This is a genomic window from Micromonospora sediminicola (assembly GCF_900089585.1).
In the GTDB taxonomy this organism is placed as follows: domain Bacteria; phylum Actinomycetota; class Actinomycetes; order Mycobacteriales; family Micromonosporaceae; genus Micromonospora; species Micromonospora sediminicola.
On record NZ_FLRH01000003.1, the window covers coordinates 2,466,151 to 2,483,868 of the forward strand.

Genomic DNA, 17,718 nt, shown 5'->3' on the forward strand with positions numbered 1-17,718 from the left:
GACCGCCCGGTCCGGGCGGTCACTCGTTCGCGGTCGCGCCCGCGTGCGCGGTCACGCCGGCCTCGGCCCGTCGGGCGGTGGCCGGGTCCTTCCACACGTGCACCCGCTGCGCCGGGCGCTGGTCCAGCCCGGCCAGGCCGGCCGCCGCGCCGAGCGCCTCGGCGTACACCTGGTCGGCGTCGAGCCGGCGCAGCTCCTCGGCCAGCTCGTCGCCGAGCGGCCGACGGACCAGCGGCAGCGTCCGGTCCTCCTGCCCGGTGCGGCGGAAGACGGCGATGCTGTCGTCCCGGGTCAGCGTCAGCTCGTCGCCGTTGGCGCAGCGCAGCTGCACCTCCCGCATCCGGGGGAACTCGTCGGTGTGCTCCCAGGCCGGGTCGATGCCGAGGCGGGCGTTGAGCCAACCGCGCATCAGCGCCGCCGTGGGGTCGGTGCGCGGCGCCACCACCGTCGCCTCGGTGACCCGGGCCTGGGTGGTGTCGAACGCGCCCGCGACGAGCGTGCGCCACGGGGTGATCCGGGTCCAGGCCAGGTCGGTGTCGCCCGGGGCGTAGTCGTGGGCGCGCTGCTTCAGCGCGGCGATCGGGTCGGCGGCCTGCGCCGAGTCGGTGATCCGCCGGTCGGCCACCACGCCGAGGAAGTCGGTGGCGATCTCCTCCGGCGGCTCGCCGTGCCACCAGGTCACCACCGGCACGTCCGGCACCAGCAGCGGCATCACCACCGACTCGGCGTGCAGCGCGAGCCGGCCGTACATCCGGGTCACCACCGCCTCGCACGGCCCGAGCCGGCCGCCGACGACGATCTCCGCGTCCAGCCGGTTGCGGTCCCGCTCGACGTCGGAGCGGACCACCACGAGCAGCCGGCAGGGGTGCGCGGCGGCGGCGATGGTGGCTGCCGCCTCGGCTTCCCGGACCCGCTTCTCGTCCACCACGACGATCAGTGTGAGCGCCATGCCGCTGGCCACCCCGCCCGCGCTGCGTCGCTCCGCGGCCAGCGCCTTGACCACCTCGTTGCCGGTGGTGTCCCACAACCCGATCATGCTCTTCTCCAAGCCCGGCCCTCGGCGGCCAGCATCTCGTCGGCGGCCCGGGGGCCCCACTCACCGGCCCGGTACGGCTCCGGCGTCGTGCCCTCCCAGGCGTGCTCCAGCGGGTCGACCACCTGCCAGCTCTGCTCGACCTCGGCGGCGTCGGGGAACAGCGTCCGGTCGCCGATGAGCACGTCCAGCACCAGCCGCTCGTACGCCTCCGGGCTGGACTCGGTGAACGCCTCGCCGTACTGGAAGTCCATCGCGATGTCGCGGACCTCCATCGTGGTGCCCGGCACCTTGGAGCCGAACTTCAGCACCACGCCCTCGTCCGGCTGCACCCGGATGACGAGCTGGTTGGGGCCGAGGGACTCCATGTCCGCGTCGTCGAACGGCAGGTGCGGCGCCTTCTTGAACATGATGGCCACCTCGGTGACCCGGCGGGGGAGCCGCTTGCCGGCCCGGATGTAGAACGGCACCCCGGCCCAGCGCCGGTTCTGGATGCCCAGCTTCACCGCCACGTACGTCTCGGTGGTGGAACCCTCCGGGACGCCCTCCTCCTCCAGGTAGCCCTTGGCCCGCTCGCCACCCACCCAGCCGGGCAGGTACTGGCCGCGCACGGTGTCCCGGGAGACGTCCCGGGGGACCGTGATGGCCTTGAGCACCTTGAGCTTCTCGGCCCGGATCTCGTCGGCGTCGAAGCTGGTCGGCTCCTCCATGGCCACCAGCGCGAGCAGCTGGAGGAGGTGGTTCTGGAGCACGTCGCGGGCGGTGCCGACGGAGTCGTAGAACGCGGCCCGGGTGCCGATGCCGACGTCCTCGGCCATGGTGATCTGCACCGAGTCGACGTACTTGGAGTTCCAGAGCGGCTCGAACAGGTTGTTGGCGAACCGCAGGGCGAGGATGTTCTGGACCGTCTCCTTGCCCAGGTAGTGGTCGATCCGGAAGACGTCCTGGCGGGTGAAGACGTCGTCGACCAGGTCGTTGAGCGCCTTGGCCGACGGCAGGTCGTTGCCGAACGGCTTCTCCACCACCACCCGACGCCAGCCGCCGGACTTCGCGTTGTCCGCCATGCCGGTGCGGGCGAGCTGCTTGAGCACCACCGGGAAGGCCGCCGGGGGGATGGAGAAGTAGAAGGCGGCGTTGCCCGCGATGCCGTGCGAGTCGCGCAGCTCGTCCAGCGTGCCGGCGAGCTGGTCGAACGCGGCGTCGTCGTCGAACGAGCCGCCGACGAACTTGATGTTGCCGGCCAGGCGGGCCCACACCTCCTCCCGCCACGGGGTGCGGGCGTGCTTCTTGGCCGCGTCGTGGGCGACCGACTCGAAGTCCCCGTCGCCCCAGTCCCGGCGGGCGAAGCCGAGGACCACGAAACCGGGCGGCAGCAGCCCTCGGTTGGCCAGGTCGTAGACCGCCGGCAGCAGCTTCTTCCGGGCCAGGTCCCCGGTGACCCCGAAGATCACCAGGGCGCACGGCTCGGGGATCCGCGGCAGCCGCCGGTCCTGGGGGTCGCGCAGTGGGTTCACCGGGCCACCTCCTCCTGCATCTCGGTCGGCTGATTCCAGGTCATTGATCGTCACGTGCGTGTCCGTCCGGCCGTATCCAGCAGTTGGGCGACGCCCGCCGCCCGCTCGGTCAGGTGCAGTCGCAGCACCGGTCGCTCCCGGCCGGCCAGGGCCCGCCGGTCGCCGGCGGCCCGGGCCGCCTGAAGTTCCGCGAAGGTGTACGGGCGACCGGGCACCGGCAGATCATCGGTGACCGCACCGGTGATCAGCAGGTGCCGGCCGCGCGCGTCGGTGGCGCCCGGGCGACGCGACCCCCACCCGAGGGTGACCGGTCGACCGGTGGTGCGGGCCAGCAGCGGGCGCAGCCCGGTCACCGCCGCGTCGGCCCGCCGGTCGAGGTAGGCGGTCACCGCGAGGTGCTCGTCCTCGCCCAGCCCGGCGCAGAGCCAGCGGAGCGCGCCGGCCAGGTCGGCGGGCGCGCCGGTCGGGGCGTACACCTCGATCGCGCCCTCGACGGACGACGGCGGCCCGGCGTCCGGCGCCGGCTCGTCGTCGCCGGCCGGGTCCGCCGGCTCGGCGAACGGGTCGACCCGCAGCGCCACGGCGGCGACCGCCGCGGCGTACTCCCAGGTGAGGAAGTGGGCGCCGAGCGGGCCGTTGACCGCGACGTCGGCGGCGACGCCGGGCGCGACGCCCGCGCCGAGGGCCCCGCCGAGGCCGACCGTCAGCACGCCCGCCCCGGTGGCGCCGGGAGCGTCGGGGGATTCCGCCGCCACCGGCAGCACGCGCCCGCCGGCGGCGGTGGCGAGCAACGCGGCGGCCCAGTGGCGCAGCCCGTCCAGGCCGGTGCCGTCGGGCACCAGCGCGACGCTGGCCCGACCGTGCTCCGCCGCCCCGGCCAGGGCCGCGCCCAGGGCCAGGCCGGGATTGTCCCGGTCCCGGTCGAGCGCGCCGGCCAGCGCCGCCGCCTCGTCCAGCAGTTCGATCACCGGCGCGCCCGCGAGCGCCGCCGGGACCAGGCCGAACGCGGTGAGCGCGGTTGAGTGCCCGGCCACCTCCGGGTCGGCCGGGATCACCACCGCGCCCAGCTCGTCGGCGAGCGCCTCCAGCGGGGAGCCGGGCGCGGTGACCACCACGACGTGCCGGGCGGCCTCCGGGCCGGAGTCGTCCCAGGCCGCCCGCCAGACCCGCAGGTGCGCGTCGGCGGTCCGGTCCAGGCCGTGCCGTCCGGCGAGCACCAGCACGGTACGCGCCGGCCGGTCGGCCACCGCCGCGCGGACCGGGCCCGGATCGGCGCTGTCGAGGACGGTCAGCGGCCGGCCCAGGCAGCTGGCGATCACCTCGGCGGCGAGCGTCAGGTCAGGGTCGCCGGCGAGCACCACGTGGTCCAGGTCGCCCAGCTCGGCGGTCAACTCGGCGAGTTGGGGGAGCAGGTCGCGGCTGCGGCAGTGGGTGTCCAGCCAGCCGAGCCGGGCGCGCGCCGCCGCTTCGGCCCCGGGGCCCCAGAGGGTCGGGTCCTGGGCGGCCAGCCGCGCGGGGACGTCGTGGGCGACCAGCGCGGCGCGCGCGGACCGGTCGACCGCGTCCGCGCCGTGCACGGCCAGGCCGGCGGCGATGTCCGCCGGCCCGGCCAACAGGTCGCTCACGTCCTCACCTCATCGATTCCACGGTACGGCGGCGGGACGCGCCCCGGGGCGGGACCCCGGGACGCGTCGGACGCCGTCGGTCACGCGTTCCCGCCGGCCTGCTGGGCGGCCTGCGCGTTGTCCCCGGCGGCCCGGTGCGGGCGGTCCGCGCCCTTGGCCGCCTCGGCGAGGGACTTCTTGACCCCCTCGAGCAGCTCCAGCCAGCTGGCCTCGAACTTCTCCACGCCCTCCTTCTCCAGGGTGGCGATCACGTCGGCCAGGTCGACACCGACGGACTCCAGGTCGGCGAAGACCTGCCGCGCGTCGTCGTACGCGCCGGTGATCGTGTCCGCCTGCGTCTCGCCGTGGTCGGCGTAGGCGTGGATGACCGGCTCCGGCATGGTGTTGACCGTGCCCGGCGCGATCAGCTCCTCGACGTAGATGACGTCCCGGTAGTCCGGGTTCTTCGTCGAGGTGGAGGCCCACAGCGGGCGCTGCGGGTGGGCGCCGGCGTCGGCCAGCTTCTGCCAGCGGGCGGAGGAGAACACCTCGCCGTACCGCTCGTAGGCCAGCCGCGCGTTGGCCACCGCGGCCTTGCCGCGCAGCGCCTTCGCCTGGTCGGAGCCGATCTTCTCCAGCCGCTTGTCCACCTCGCTGTCGACCCGGGAGACGAAGAACGAGGCGACCGAGCCGATCTTCGACAGGTCGTGCCCGTTGGCCTGCGCCTGCTCCAGGCCGGCCAGGAACGCCTCCATCACCTGCGAGTAGCGGTCCAGACCGAAGATCAGCGTGACGTTGACGCTGATCCCCTCGGCCAGCGTCCTGGTGATCGCCGGCAGGCCTTCCTCGGTCGCCGGGATCTTGATGAAGAGGTTCGGCCGGTCGACCAGCCACCACAGCGCCTTGGCCTCGGCGGCGGTCTTGTCCGCGTCGTGCGCCGAGCGCGGGTCGACCTCGATCGACACCCGGCCGTCCACGCCGGCGCTGGCGTCGTACGAGGGGCGCATCACGTCGCAGGCCCACCGCACGTCGTACGTGGTGAGCATGCGGACCGCCTCCTCGACGTCCACGTCGCGGATGGCCAGGTCACGCAGCTGCCAGTCGTACTCGTCGGCGTCGCTCAGCGCCTTGGCGAAGATCGTCGGGTTGGTGGTCACGCCGGCCACGTGGCTCTCCCGGCGCAGCTTGTCCAGCCCGCCGGAGGTCAGTCGTACCCGGGAAAGATCGTCGAGCCAGATCGCCACCCCGGCGTTCTGGAGCTCGCTCAGCCTGTCCGTCATGCCGTCCACGCTCCCCTCAGTTGCCGGTCGTGAAACCGGTGATGTCGCCCACCCGGGTGAGCGCCGCGTGCGCGGCGGCCACGATCCGGTCGGGGGTGAACCCGAACTGCTCGAAGAGCACGGTGTAGGGCGCGCTGGCGCCGTAGTGCTCGATGCTCACGCACTCGCCGCTGTCGCCGACGATCGCCCGCCACGACATCGCGATGCCCGCCTCCACGCTCACCCGTGCCTTTACCCCGCGCGGCAGAACCGACTCCCGGTACGCCTCGTCCTGCTCGTAGAACCACTCCTGGCAGGGCATCGAGACGACCCGGGTGGGGGTGCCGTCGGCCTCCAGCCGCTCCCGCGCGGTGAGGCAGAGCTGCACCTCGGAGCCGGTGCCGACGAGGATCACCTGGGGCTTGCCGTTGGACGCCTCGGCCAGCACGTAGCCGCCCTTGGCGGTGCCCTCGGCGGAGCCGAACTCGCTGCGGTCGATGGTCGGCAGCGCCTGCCGGCTCAGCGCCAGCGCGGTCGGCCGGTCGGTGTGCTCCAGCGCCTGCCGCCACGCCCACGCGGTCTCGTTGGCGTCGGCCGGGCGGACCACGTCCAGGCCGGGGATGGCCCGCAGCGCGGTCAGGTGCTCGATCGGCTGGTGCGTCGGGCCGTCCTCGCCGAGGCCGATCGAGTCGTGCGTCCAGACGTAGGTCACCGGCAGCTTCATCAGCGCGGCCAGCCGCACCGCCGGGCGCATGTAGTCGCTGAACACCAGGAACGTGCCGCCGTACGGACGGGTGCCGCCGTGCAGCGCGATGCCGTTGAGGATCGAGCCCATCGCGTGCTCGCGGATGCCGAAGTGCAGCGTGCGGCCGTACTCGTCGCCCGGGAAGTCCTTGGTGGCGTGCGCCGCCGGGACGAAGGACGGCTCGCCCTTCATGGTGGTGTTGTTGCTCTCGGCCAGGTCGGCCGAGCCGCCCCACAGCTCGGGCAGCACCGGGGCGAGGGCCTCCAGGACCTTGCCGGACGCGGCCCGGGTGGCGACGCCCTTGGCGTCCGCCGGGAAGGTGGGCACCGCGTCGGTCCAGCCGGTCGGCAGCGTACGGGTGGCCATCCGGTCCCACAGTGCCTTGCGCTCCGGGTTGGCCTGCGCCCAGGCGTCGAACCCGGTGGTCCACTCCGCCTGCGCCTGCGCGCCGCGCTCCAGCACCTGGCGGGCGTGCTTGAGCACCTCCTCGTCGACCTGGAAGCTCTGCTGCGGGTCGAAGCCGAGGATCTCCTTGGTGGCCTTGACCTCGTCCGCGCCGAGCGCCGAGCCGTGGATCTTGCCGGTGTTCTTCTTGTTCGGCGCGGGCCAGCCGATGATCGTGCGCAGCGCGATGAACGACGGCCGGTCGGTCTCCGCCCGGGCGGCCAGCAGCGCCTGGTAGAGCGCCTCCACGTCCTCGTGGTAGTCGCCCTGGTCGGCGTCGCCGCTGCGCCAGTCGACGGTCTGCACGTGCCAGCCGTACGCCTCGTAGCGGGCCGCCACGTCCTCGCTCTTGGCGATCCGGGTGTCGTCCTCGATCGAGATCTCGTTGTCGTCGTAGATCACGCAGAGGTTGCCGAGCTGCTGGTGGCCCGCGAGCGCGCTGGCCTCGTGGGTGATGCCCTCCTCGATGTCCCCGTCGGAGGCGATGCACCAGATGTCGTGGCGGAACGGCGAGTCGGCGCGGTCCGGCTCGGGGTCGAACAGACCCCGCTCGCGGCGCGCCGCCATGGCCATGCCGACCGCGTTGCCGAGGCCCTGGCCGAGCGGGCCGGTGGTGGTCTCCACACCGGGGGTGTGGCCGTGCTCCGGGTGGCCCGGGGTGAGCGAGCCCCACTGGCGCAGCGCCTTGAGGTCGTCCAGCGCCAGCGGGTAGCCGGAGAGGAAGAGCTGAATGTAGAGGGTCAGGCTGGAGTGCCCGGCGGAGAGCACGAACCGGTCCCGGCCGGGCCAGTTCGGGTCGGCCGGGTTGTGCCGCATGACCCGGTTGAAGAGCAGGTACGCCGCCGGGGCGAGGCTCATCGCCGTGCCCGGGTGGCCGTTGCCGGATTTCTCCACGGCGTCCATGGCCAGCACGCGGACCGTGTCGACGGCCCTGCGGTCGAGGTCGGACCAGTGGAGAGCGGGAAGCTCGGGTCGTTTCGCAGCCACGTTGATGTGCTCCTCGGCAGATGGGCGGAACCCTTACTGATGACCCTATCGAGCGTCGCTAAACGTCCGCCCGGGGATCTCGGCATGCTGTTCTCTACGGTTCCGGCCCGATCGGGCGTTCAACCCCGGGTGTGACGGCCCGCACCGTTGCCGGGTCTGCGGGGCAGCCAAAACGACGACGCGTAGTGTGTGGGGCGGTGTGTGGGCCCGGACGGGTCCGGGCCGACCGACCTCCCCCGCCGATGCCGGAAGGTGGCAATCCGTGAGCATGATCACCGAGCGCCCCGTCAGCAACCCTGCCGGGCAGTCGCCGGTGGGCACGGTGGCGGAGGCGCCGGCGACCGGGCGGCGGGACGTACGGGCCGTGGTGGCCGCGTACGTGGCGCTGACCAAGCCGCGGATCGTCGAGCTGCTGCTGGTCACCACCGTGCCGGCGATGATGCTGGCGGACGGCGGGATGCCGTCGTTGTGGCTGGTGGCCGTGGTGCTGGTGGGCGGCTCGCTCGCCGCCGGCGCGGCCAGCGTGCTCAACTGCTACATCGACCGGGACATCGACCAGTTGATGCGGCGGACCAAGCGTCGGCCGCTGCCCGCGCACACCGTGTCGCCGCGCAGCGCGCTGGTCTTCGGTCTGGTGCTGGCGGCGGTCTCGGTGGCGCTGATGGCGGCGACCACCAACTGGCTGGCGGCCGGCCTGACGCTGGCCGCGATCGCCTACTACGACCTGGTCTACACGCTCTGGCTGAAGCGGACCACGGCCGCCAACACGTTCTGGGGCGGCGTCTGCGGGGCCGCGCCGGTGCTGATCGGCTGGGCCGCGGTCACCGGCTCGCTGTCCCCGGCCGCCTGGGGCCTGTTCGCGGTGGTCTTCTTCTGGCAGATGCCGCACTTCTACGCGCTGGCCATCAAGTACAAGGACGACTACGCGCGGGCCGGCATCCCGATGCTGCCGGTGGTGGCGTCGGTCCGGCGGGTCAACGCCGAGATCATCGGGTTCTCCTGGCTGACGCTGCTCTCCTCGCTGGCGGTCTGGCCGCTCGGCATGAGCCCGATCTACGGCGTGACCGCGCTGGTCGTCGGCGGGATCTTCGTGGTCGAGGCGCACAAGCTGTGCCGGCGCGCGACGCGCGGCGAGGCGGTCAAGCCGATGCGGCTGTTCCACTGGTCGACCACCTACCTCACCATCCTCTTCGCCGCCGTGGCCCTCGACGCCCTGCTCTGACCCGGCGCTTCCGGCACGTCTTCTCGTCCCGCTGGGGACACCACCCTTACCGCGTGATCACCGCACGGGTCCGGCTCTTTGACCCGGGTGGATGGTTTCCGCACGTGAGGCGGTTCATCAGAAATTTTTTCCGAGTCCACCGGACGGGGCCAACCGGGACAGAGTGTGACTATCTCACCCGCCGGTTTCGCCCGGATATAAGCGACAAGAGCGCTCAAATTACCTGTGGTTCTCCTTAAACCAATGGGTAATTGGCATCACATTCAGTTCATCGTTCTCGCACATCCGGGTGGAACTCTGCTTAGGCTTCGCGTCATGGCAGATGGTTCCGATACGACGCTGACGGCTGACAAGACCGCGGAGCAGGCCCCCAACGGCCTGGTCGCGGGCATCAAGTCGTTCGCCGCCGGGCACGGCGGCGCGAAGGCGGTCATCGAGTACGTCGGCAAGCGCGGCGCACGGATCGTCCTCGTGGGTTCCGACGGGGTGTGGGCCGACCAGTTCGCCGACGGCACGGACGTCGCGCGGCAGGCCTGCGCCAAGGCCGGAGTCGACGTCGAGAACGCCTGGGAGCGTGAGCTGATGGACCAGATGCGTCCGAGCAACGACCTCTGGCGGTCGATGGCCCGGCGCACGATGGCCCGTTGACATAACCGCATGACCGCACACCACCAGTCGATCCGGGGGAAACCCCGGGTCGCTCTCGTCACCTGTGCCGCGCTGCCCGACCTCGACCCGGACGACCGGCTCGCGCTCGCCCCGCTCGACGCCCGCGGCGTCACCGCGGAGATCGCGGTCTGGGACGACCCGACCGTCGACTGGACCGGCTACGACCTGGTCGTCCTCCGCTCGCCGTGGGACTACGCGCTGCGCCGGGACGAGTTCGTGGCCTGGGCCCGCACCGTCCCGGCCCTGGCCAACCCGGCCGACGTGGTCGCCTGGAACACCGACAAGCGCTACCTGGCCGAGCTGTCCGCCGCCGGCGCGCCCACCGTGCCGACCGCCTGGGTGGCACCGGGGGAGAGCTGGACGCCGCCCGCCGACGGCGAGCACGTGATCAAACCGGCGGTCAGCGCGGGCAGCCAGGACACCGGGCGCTACGACCTGACCGACCCGGAACACCGGCAGCTGGCGTCGGCGCACGTGCGGCGTCTCGGCGACGCCGGGCGGATCGCCATGGTCCAGCCCTACCTGGACGCGGTGGACACCGCCGGCGAGACGGCGCTGCTCTTCCTGGCCGGCCCCGACGGCCTCGCGTTCAGCCACGCGATCCGCAAGGGCCCGATGTTGACCGGCCCCGACCTCGGCGAGGCCGCGCTCTACAAGGAGGAGCGGATCGACGCCCGCACCGCCACCGCGGAGCAGCTGGCGGTCGCCGAGAAGGTCCTGGCCGCCGTCCCCGGCGGCGCCGACCGGCTGCTCTACGCCCGGGTCGACCTGATCCCCGGCCCGGCCGGCACGCCCGTGCTGGTGGAGCTGGAGCTGACCGAGCCGAGCCTGTTCGTCGGCCACGCCGACGGCGCGCCGGAGCGGCTCGCCGAGGCGGTCGTCGCCCACCTGGCCCGCCGACCCTGATCAGCCGCCCGGGGGCCGTCAGTCGCGGTCGGTGTGGTTCCGGTCCCACCGACCGCCGATCGGCGGCGTGTCCAGCCGCAGGGCGGCCCGGGTCCCGGCCAGGTCGTTGTCCTCGACGGCGCAGGAGACGCAACTGCCCGCCTCGGTGACCCACAGCCCGTAGGTCTGGCTGTCGGCGTCCCGGTGCCAGATCCGGTTGTTCCGCACGGTGGCGGAGTCGAACGGGGCGGCGATGGTGATCCCGGCGCAGGCGGGCGGCCCGTCGGGCAGCTCGTACGCCGCGCCGGGCTCCGGGACCGCCTCGTTCCACCCGGTCATGCCGTCCGGCCGCACCTCGGCCAGGGAGAGCCGGTTGCCGGTGTTGTCGGCGACCACCGCGTCGCGGGAGTCGACCCGGACGACCTTGCCCCGGTGGCCGCCGGCCGGCCAGTCCGCCGCGCCGTCGGTGACCTCGCGCGGGCCGTAGCGCACCGCCTCACCGGAGCCCCGATGGGCCGGCGCGGAGCGGCGGCCGTTGTCCCGGATGCGGTTGCCCACGATCGAGGCGTCGAGCATCGGCCGGTCGATCCGGATCCCGTCCAGCGCGTTCTCCCGGATGTCGTTGCCCTCGATCACCACGTCCGCGGCCGCGCCCCGGTAGCCGTGGCCCAGGTCGTGCTCGTGGTAGCCGTACCCGCCGTTGTTGCTGATCCGGTTGCCCTGCACCGCGTACGGCCCGGGGGTGTTGCCCATGCTGATGCCGTCGCCGACGTTGCAGTCGATCACGTTGCCGGTGAGCAGGCCGCCGCGTCCGGCGATGCCGGCGGTGCCGTTGGCCGAGACGTCGAAGCCCGCCTCCAGGTTGTTGGTCATGGTGCAGCCGGAGACGATCAGGCCGTCCGCGCCCCAGTCCGAGATGCCGAACCGGTTGGCCTGGCTGTGGCAGCCGATGATGCGGATGCCGCGCGGCGGCTCCCAGTAGTCCTTCTGCAGCTCCAGGAAGATCCCGTTGGTGCCGTTGCCGACGGTGGTGCAGTTGGCGATGGTGAGCCGCTCCACGTCGCCCCACCCGCCGATGCCCACGCCGATCCCGGCGCCGCCCCACTGCTGGCCGTTGTCCAGTCGGCCGCAGCCCACCACGACCACCCCGTCGATCAGGCTGTCCTGGAGGAAGTCGCAGCCCAGGCCGGTGGCCCCGGTGTGGTGGATGTACAGGTTGCGGAACACGCCCCGGACGACGTACTGCAGGCCGAGGCCCTTGGCCAGGTAGTCGTACGCGGTCTGGGCCACCCCGGAACCGTCGATCTCGAAGTCGGCGAAGGTGCAGTCCGCGATGTGCCGCTGCCGGTCCGCGCCGTGCTGCACGGTGGTCCAGTAGGCGAGCGGGACCGGGGCGGCGCGGTTGCCCTCGTTGCTGAGCAGGAAGCGGGTGGCCGCCGAGCCGGCGCCGATCAGGGAGACGCCGCTGCGCCAGACGGTGCCGGCGTCGCGGATCGAGTAGAGGCCCGGCGGGCAGTAGATCACCCGGGCCCGGCCGTCGGCGTCGTAGCCGGCGCCGAGGCGGTCGACCAGCGCGGCCAGGGCCGGCTGGTCGTTGGTCACCCCGTCGCCGGTGAGCCCGAACTCGCGGGCGTCGCACCACAGCGGGGCGCCGGCCACCGGGGTCATCCGCTGCAGGGTGGTCGTGGCAAGGCCCTTGCGCGACACCGGGAGCTCCCCTCGGGCGTACGGTCCGTGGTCCGGACCGCTTTCCCGCTCCCGCCGGGCGGTAACGCCCGGCCCGGGTCAGGCCGCGGCGCCCACCGGTTCGGCGGCGGGCGCGGCCGGGGCCGGCGGGCTGACCGGCTGGCGCTCCCGGGTGGCCCAGAGCACGCCCAGCGTGGCCAGCAGCACCAGGCAGGACCCGAGCATGTGGGCGGCGACGAGCACGGCGGGCAGGTGGGTGAAGTACTGGACGAAGCCGATCAGGCCCTGACCCAGCTCGACCGCGAGGAGCACCCCGGCGGCCCGCGCGGCGCGCGACGCGCCGACCGCGCGGAACGCGAAGAACAACGCCACCGACAGGCCGATCAGCAGGAACACGCCGTCGGCGTGGACCTGGGAGATCGACTCCGGGTCCAGGCCGTTGCGGGCCGCGCCCTGGTCGCCGGCGTGCGGGCCGCTGCCGGTCACCCAGGTGCCGACCACCAGCACCGAGGCGCTCACCACCGTGGTGATCCGGGCGAGGGTACGCAGCGGCGCCGGCACGGTCGGGGTGACCGGCCCGTCGGGCTCGCCGGTGCGCCGCCACAGCGCGTACGCGGCGGCGATCACCACCATCGAGGCGAGGAAGTGCAGCCCGACCACCCACGGGTTGAGGTCGGTGAGCACGGTGATCCCACCGAGCACCGCCTGGGCGGGGATGCCGAACAGCACGCCGACCGCCAGCGGCAGCAGCCCGCGCCGGCGGGGCACCTGGGCCAGCACGGCCAGCACCACGGCCAGCGCGATGATCCCGACGGCGAAGGTGAGCAGCCGGTTGCCGAACTCGATCACCCCGTGCACGCCCATCTCCGACGTGGTGGTGTACGACTCGTCGGTGCACCGGGGCCAGGTGGGGCAGCCGAGGCCGGACGCGGTGAGTCGGACGGCCCCGCCGGTGACCACGATCGCGACGTTCGCGATGATCGAGGCGAACGCGAGGCGGCGCAGCAGCGTGGGGGAGACCGGGAACCGGACGGAACGCTTCACGGAGCGAATCCTACGCACCGTAGTTGATCCCGATCGGGTGACTCCGCCGACCCGGTGGTCGGAATCACCGGACCCCGGGTTTGCGGGGCTCCGACGAATTACGTAACGTTGCCGTTGTGAAAAACGCGGCAGCGCTGTCCGGAGAGCCGGTGACCAGTTCGGTCACCAGCGCGACGGCGCCCGCCGACCTGTCGACGCGGGACCGGGTCACCCAGCTCCTGCTGGAGCGGGGCGCCACCACGGCCGCGCAGCTCGGCTCCGCGCTGGGCCTGAGTCCGGCCGCGATCCGCCGGCACCTCGACGCGATGCTCGCCGACGGTGACGTCGTCGCCCGTGAGCAGGCCGTGCGGGGCAGTCGGGGGCGGGGCCGGCCGGCCAAGGTGTTCGTGCTGACCGAGGCGGCCCGGGTGCGGTGCGGCACCCACCACTACGACAACATGGCCACCGCGGCGCTGCGGTGGATCGCCCGCACCGGCGGCGCCGAGGCCGTCGCGGCGTTCGCGGCCGAGCAGGTCGCCGCGCTGGAGGCCCGCTGCCGGGCGGCCGTGGAGGACGCCGACGACGACGCCCCGCTCGCGCGGGCGGAGGCGCTCGCCGAGGCGCTCACCGCCGAGGGCTACGCTGCGAACGCGTCCACGATCGCGTCCGGCGGCCAGCTCTGCCAGCACCACTGCCCGGTGGCGCACGTGGCCGCCGAGTTTCCCCAGCTGTGCGAGGCCGAGACCGCGGTGATCTCCCGTCTGGTCGGCACCCACGTGCAGCGCCTGGCCACCATCGCGCACGGCGACGGCGTGTGCACCACGCACATTCCCGCCCAGTCCGGTTCCACCGTCACCACTGTGAGGACAGATAGATGACCGAGCAGATCGTCCAGCCCCTGACCCAGGAGGAGCAGCTCGCTGCCCTCGGTCGTTACGAGTACGGCTGGGCCGACCCCGACGTCGCCGGGGCGTCCGCCCAGCGCGGCCTCAACGAGGCGGTGGTCCGGGACATCTCGGCCAAGAAGAACGAGCCGGCCTGGATGCTCGACCTGCGCCTGAAGGGCCTGCGGCTGTTCGACCGCAAGCCGATGCCGGCCTGGGGCGCCGACCTCACCGGGATCGACTTCGACAACATCAAGTACTTCGTCCGGTCCACCGAGAAGCAGGCCACCAGCTGGGAGGACCTGCCGGAGGACATCAAGAACACCTACGACCGGCTGGGCATCCCGGAGGCGGAGAAGCAGCGGCTGGTCGCCGGCGTCGCGGCGCAGTACGAGTCCGAGGTGGTCTACCACAAGATCCGTGAGGACCTCGAGGAGCAGGGCGTCGTCTTCCTCGACACCGACACCGCGCTGCGCGAGCACGAGGACATCTTCAAGGAGTACTTCGGCACGGTCATCCCGGTCGGCGACAACAAGTTCGCCGCGCTGAACACCTCCGTCTGGTCCGGCGGCTCGTTCATCTACGTGCCGAAGGGCGTGCACGTGGAGATCCCGCTGCAGGCCTACTTCCGGATCAACACGGAGAACATGGGCCAGTTCGAGCGGACCCTGATCATCGTCGACGAGGGCGCGTACGTGCACTACGTCGAGGGTTGCACCGCGCCGCTCTACTCCTCCGACTCGCTGCACAGCGCGGTCGTGGAGATCATCGTGAAGAAGAACGCGCGCTGCCGCTACACGACCATCCAGAACTGGTCGAACAACGTCTACAACCTGGTCACCAAGCGCGCCGTGTGCCACGAGGGCGCGACCATGGAGTGGGTCGACGGCAACATCGGCTCCAAGGTCACCATGAAGTACCCGGCGGTCTACATGACCGGCGAGCACGCCAAGGGCGAGGTGCTCTCGGTGGCCATGGCCGGCGAGGGCCAGCACCAGGACGCCGGCGCCAAGATGGTGCACGCCGCGCCGCACACCTCCTCGACCATCGTGTCGAAGTCGATCGCCCGGGGCGGCGGCCGCACCTCCTACCGGGGCCTGGTGCAGGTGCTGGAGGGTTCGACCAGCAGCAGGAGCACGGTCAAGTGCGACGCGCTCCTGGTCGACACCATCTCCCGCTCCGACACCTACCCGTACGTCGACATCCGTGAGGACGACGTGTCGATGGGGCACGAGGCGACCGTCTCCAAGGTCAGCGACGACCAGCTCTTCTACCTGATGAGCCGGGGCCTGAGCGAGGACGAGGCGATGGCGATGATCGTGCGCGGCTTCATCGAGCCGATCGCCAAGGAGCTCCCCATGGAATACGCGCTGGAGCTCAACCGCCTGATCGAGCTCCAGATGGAAGGTGCCGTCGGCTGAGCCCGACCGCGGGCCCGGACCGGTCAGGCCGGGCCGCGCGGGCCTCGACCCGCCCTCCGGTTAATGACACCGTCGTCGCAGAACAGACCAAGGAAGAGATGACTACCCAGGCTTCCGCGCCGCCCACGACCAAGTCGCAGGCGCTCCGCTCGTACGACGTCGCCGACTTCCCGGCCCTGACCGGCCTGGAGGAGGAGTGGCGCTTCACCCCGCTCAAGCGCCTGCGTGGGCTGGCCTCGTCGGCCCAGGTCGCCACCGGCGCGGTCCGGCACGAGCACGGTGACCTGCCCGAGGGCGTCACCGTCGACCGGATCGGGCGGGACGACCCGCGGGTGGGCAGCGTGCTCACCCCGTTCGACCGGGTCAGCGCGCTGGCGTACGGCGGGGCCGACGGCGCGCTGCTGGTGCAGGTCGCCCGGGACGCCGTGGTGGCGGAGCCGGTGCGCCTGCGGGTGGTCGGCGAGACCGCCGAGGCGCTCGCGTTCGGCCACACGTTCCTCGAGGTGGGCCGCTTCGCCGAGGTGACCGTGGTGCTGGAGCAGGTCGGCTCGGCCACGCTCGCCGACAACGTCGAGGTGACCGTGGCGGACGGGGCGAAGCTGACCCTCGTCACGGTCGCCGACTGGGCCGACGACGCGGTCCAGGCCCAGCACCTCAGGGTCAAGCTGGGTCGCGATGCCAAGATCGTGCACGTGCAGGTCAGCCTCGGCGGCGACCTGGTCCGGCAGTACACCTCGGTGGAGTACACGCAGCGCGGCGGCGAGGCCGAGCTGTACGGCCTCTACTTCGCCGACTCGGGCCAGCACCTGGAGCACCGGCAGCTGGTCGACCACACCGTGCCGGACTGCCGCAGCAACGTCGGCTACCGCGGCGCGCTGCAGGGCGACGACGCGCACACCGTCTGGGTGGGCGACGTGCTGATCCGGGCCGAGGCGACCGGCACCGACACGTACGAGATCAACCGAAACCTGCTGCTCAGCGACGGCGCCCGCGCCGACTCCGTGCCCAACCTGGAGATCGAGACCGGCGAGATCGCCGGCGCCGGGCACGCCAGCGCGACCGGCCGGTTCGACGACGAGCAGCTGTTCTACCTGATGGCCCGGGGCATCCCGGAGGCCGAGGCCCGGCGCCTGGTGGTGCGTGGCTTCTTCGCCGAGATGATCAACAAGATCCCGGTCGAGGACCTGCGCGAGCGGCTCGGCGACGCGATCGAGGCGCGCCTGGCGAAGGCCGGCGCCTGATGATCAGGATCTGTTCGACCGAGGACGTGCCGAAGGGCACCGCGATCAGCGCCGACGTGGACGGCGTGCAGATCGCGGTCGTGCACGGCGAGGACGACGCGTTCTACGCCGTGCGCGACGAGTGCTCGCACGCCGCCGTCGCGCTCTCCGAGGGCGAGGTCGAGGGCTGCACGCTGGAATGCTGGCTGCACGGATCCCGTTTCGACCTGCGTACCGGTGAGCCCACCGGGCTGCCCGCGACCGAACCCGTACCCGTCTACCCCGTCGAAGTCCGCGACGGCGAGATCTACGTCAGCATGACGCCGAGCAATGGAGTGACCCGATGAGCACCCTGGAGATCCGCGACCTGAAGGTGTCGGTCAAGCTGCCCGAGGGTGAGCTCAAGCCGATCCTGCACGGGGTCGACCTGACCGTGCGCTCCGGCGAGACGCACGCCATCATGGGCCCGAACGGCTCCGGCAAGTCGACGCTCGCCTACTCGATCGCCGGCCACCCGAAGTACGAGATCACCGGCGGCGAGGTCACCCTCGACGGCTCCGACGTGCTCTCCATGTCCGTCGACGAGCGGGCCCGCGCCGGCCTGTTCCTGGCCATGCAGTACCCGGTCGAGGTCCCCGGCGTGTCGGTGGCCAACTTCCTGCGTACCGCCAAGACCGCCATCGACGGCGAGGCGCCGAAGCTGCGCACCTGGGCCGGCGAGCTGCGCGGCGCCATGGAGAAGCTCCAGATGGACCCGGCGTTCGCCCAGCGCAACGTCAACGAGGGCTTCTCCGGCGGCGAGAAGAAGCGGCACGAGATCGTGCAGCTGGAGCTGCTCAAGCCGAAGATCGCCATCCTGGACGAGACCGACTCCGGTCTCGACGTGGACGCGCTGCGCGTGGTCAGCGAGGGCGTGAACCGGGTCCGCGACACCGGCGACACGGGGATGCTGCTGATCACCCACTACACCCGGATCCTGCGCTACATCAAGCCGGACTTCGTGCACGTCTTCGTGGCGGGCCGGATCGTCGAGCAGGGCGGCCGCGAGCTGGCCGACAAGCTCGAGGAAGAGGGCTACGAGCGCTACGTCGCCGGGGCCGGCGCGGCGCGGGCCTGACCTGA

Annotated in this window: 15 protein-coding genes; 8 read left to right on the top strand and 7 right to left on the bottom strand. The window is 72.4% G+C overall.

What is annotated here, in order from left to right; translation table 11 throughout:
- Positions 1-19: 19 nt before the first annotated feature.
- The 5 genes from GA0070622_RS12155 to tkt form a co-directional block, all read right to left on the bottom strand.
- Positions 20-1,036 carry a glucose-6-phosphate dehydrogenase assembly protein OpcA gene (locus tag GA0070622_RS12155; RefSeq protein WP_091573404.1) on the bottom strand — a complete coding sequence of 339 codons (1,017 nt, stop codon included), beginning with the start codon at positions 1,034-1,036 and terminating at the stop codon, positions 20-22.
- Positions 1,033-2,547 carry a glucose-6-phosphate dehydrogenase gene (gene zwf, locus GA0070622_RS12160; RefSeq protein ID WP_091573405.1) on the bottom strand — a complete coding sequence of 505 codons (1,515 nt, stop codon included), beginning with the start codon at positions 2,545-2,547 and terminating at the stop codon, positions 1,033-1,035. Before zwf ends, GA0070622_RS12155 begins: the two co-directional genes overlap by 4 nt.
- A gap of 50 nt (positions 2,548-2,597) precedes the next feature.
- A complete protein-coding gene (locus GA0070622_RS12165) occupies positions 2,598-4,172 on the bottom strand; it encodes a glucose-6-phosphate isomerase (protein WP_091573406.1) in 1,575 nt (524 codons plus the stop codon).
- An 80-nt stretch (positions 4,173-4,252) separates the two neighbouring features.
- Positions 4,253-5,431, bottom strand: a complete 1,179-nt coding sequence (gene tal, locus GA0070622_RS12170; protein WP_091577232.1) for a transaldolase — start codon at positions 5,429-5,431, stop codon at positions 4,253-4,255.
- A 16-nt stretch (positions 5,432-5,447) separates the two neighbouring features.
- On the bottom strand, positions 5,448-7,586 hold the full coding sequence (gene tkt, locus GA0070622_RS12175; RefSeq protein WP_091573407.1) for a transketolase: 2,139 nt from the start codon (positions 7,584-7,586) through the stop codon (positions 5,448-5,450).
- Positions 7,587-7,848: 262 nt separating this feature from the next.
- Between tkt and GA0070622_RS12180 the strand changes: the two genes are divergently transcribed.
- The 3 genes from GA0070622_RS12180 (at position 7,849) to GA0070622_RS12190 (ending at position 10,383) form a co-directional block, all read left to right on the top strand.
- Complete coding sequence (locus GA0070622_RS12180) at positions 7,849-8,808, top strand: heme o synthase (RefSeq protein WP_091573408.1); 960 nt, start codon at positions 7,849-7,851, stop codon at positions 8,806-8,808.
- 315 nt (positions 8,809-9,123) lie between these two features.
- Positions 9,124-9,456: a hypothetical protein gene (locus GA0070622_RS12185; protein ID WP_013287454.1), complete on the top strand. Its 333-nt coding sequence runs from the start codon at positions 9,124-9,126 to the stop codon at positions 9,454-9,456.
- Between the two features lie 9 nt (positions 9,457-9,465).
- Positions 9,466-10,383 (top strand): ATP-grasp domain-containing protein, encoded by a 918-nt coding sequence (locus tag GA0070622_RS12190; RefSeq protein ID WP_091573409.1) that lies wholly within the window; start codon positions 9,466-9,468, stop codon positions 10,381-10,383.
- Between the two features lie 18 nt (positions 10,384-10,401).
- On the opposite strand, the gene GA0070622_RS12195 is transcribed toward GA0070622_RS12190, so the two are convergent.
- Together GA0070622_RS12195 and GA0070622_RS12200 are read right to left on the bottom strand one after the other, a co-directional pair.
- Positions 10,402-12,069 carry a right-handed parallel beta-helix repeat-containing protein gene (locus tag GA0070622_RS12195; RefSeq protein ID WP_091573410.1) on the bottom strand — a complete coding sequence of 556 codons (1,668 nt, stop codon included), beginning with the start codon at positions 12,067-12,069 and terminating at the stop codon, positions 10,402-10,404.
- A gap of 78 nt (positions 12,070-12,147) precedes the next feature.
- Positions 12,148-13,092: a COX15/CtaA family protein gene (locus GA0070622_RS12200; RefSeq protein ID WP_091573411.1), complete on the bottom strand. Its 945-nt coding sequence runs from the start codon at positions 13,090-13,092 to the stop codon at positions 12,148-12,150.
- Positions 13,093-13,208: 116 nt separating this feature from the next.
- Between GA0070622_RS12200 and GA0070622_RS12205 the strand changes: the two genes are divergently transcribed.
- The 5 genes from GA0070622_RS12205 to sufC all read left to right on the top strand — a co-directional run bounded on the left by GA0070622_RS12205 (position 13,209) and on the right by sufC (position 17,713).
- Entirely contained in the window at positions 13,209-13,949 is a 741-nt protein-coding gene (locus GA0070622_RS12205) for a helix-turn-helix transcriptional regulator (protein ID WP_425412761.1), read from the top strand.
- On the top strand, positions 13,946-15,376 hold the full coding sequence (sufB, locus tag GA0070622_RS12210; RefSeq protein ID WP_091573412.1) for a Fe-S cluster assembly protein SufB: 1,431 nt from the start codon (positions 13,946-13,948) through the stop codon (positions 15,374-15,376). The genes GA0070622_RS12205 and sufB overlap by 4 nt, the downstream gene beginning before the upstream one ends.
- Positions 15,377-15,474: 98 nt before the next feature.
- Positions 15,475-16,617, top strand: a complete 1,143-nt coding sequence (gene sufD, locus GA0070622_RS12215) for a Fe-S cluster assembly protein SufD (protein ID WP_091573413.1) — start codon at positions 15,475-15,477, stop codon at positions 16,615-16,617.
- Positions 16,617-16,943: a non-heme iron oxygenase ferredoxin subunit gene (locus GA0070622_RS12220; protein WP_091573414.1), complete on the top strand. Its 327-nt coding sequence runs from the start codon at positions 16,617-16,619 to the stop codon at positions 16,941-16,943. Before sufD ends, GA0070622_RS12220 begins: the two co-directional genes overlap by 1 nt.
- On the top strand, positions 16,940-17,713 hold the full coding sequence (gene sufC, locus GA0070622_RS12225; RefSeq protein WP_091573415.1) for a Fe-S cluster assembly ATPase SufC: 774 nt from the start codon (positions 16,940-16,942) through the stop codon (positions 17,711-17,713). The genes GA0070622_RS12220 and sufC overlap by 4 nt, the downstream gene beginning before the upstream one ends.
- Positions 17,714-17,718: the final 5 nt, after the last annotated feature.

Coding starts and splice junctions, on each gene's coding strand:
- GA0070622_RS12155 (WP_091573404.1), bottom strand. CDS start 1,036: ATGATCGGGTTGTGGGACACCACCGGCAACGAGGTGGTCAAGGCGCTG.
- sufB (WP_091573412.1), top strand. CDS start 13,946: ATGACCGAGCAGATCGTCCAGCCCCTGACCCAGGAGGAGCAGCTCGCT.
- sufD (WP_091573413.1), top strand. CDS start 15,475: ATGACTACCCAGGCTTCCGCGCCGCCCACGACCAAGTCGCAGGCGCTC.
- GA0070622_RS12190 (WP_091573409.1), top strand. CDS start 9,466: ATGACCGCACACCACCAGTCGATCCGGGGGAAACCCCGGGTCGCTCTC.
- GA0070622_RS12220 (WP_091573414.1), top strand. CDS start 16,617: ATGATCAGGATCTGTTCGACCGAGGACGTGCCGAAGGGCACCGCGATC.
- GA0070622_RS12185 (WP_013287454.1), top strand. CDS start 9,124: ATGGCAGATGGTTCCGATACGACGCTGACGGCTGACAAGACCGCGGAG.
- sufC (WP_091573415.1), top strand. CDS start 16,940: ATGAGCACCCTGGAGATCCGCGACCTGAAGGTGTCGGTCAAGCTGCCC.
- tal (WP_091577232.1), bottom strand. CDS start 5,431: ATGACGGACAGGCTGAGCGAGCTCCAGAACGCCGGGGTGGCGATCTGG.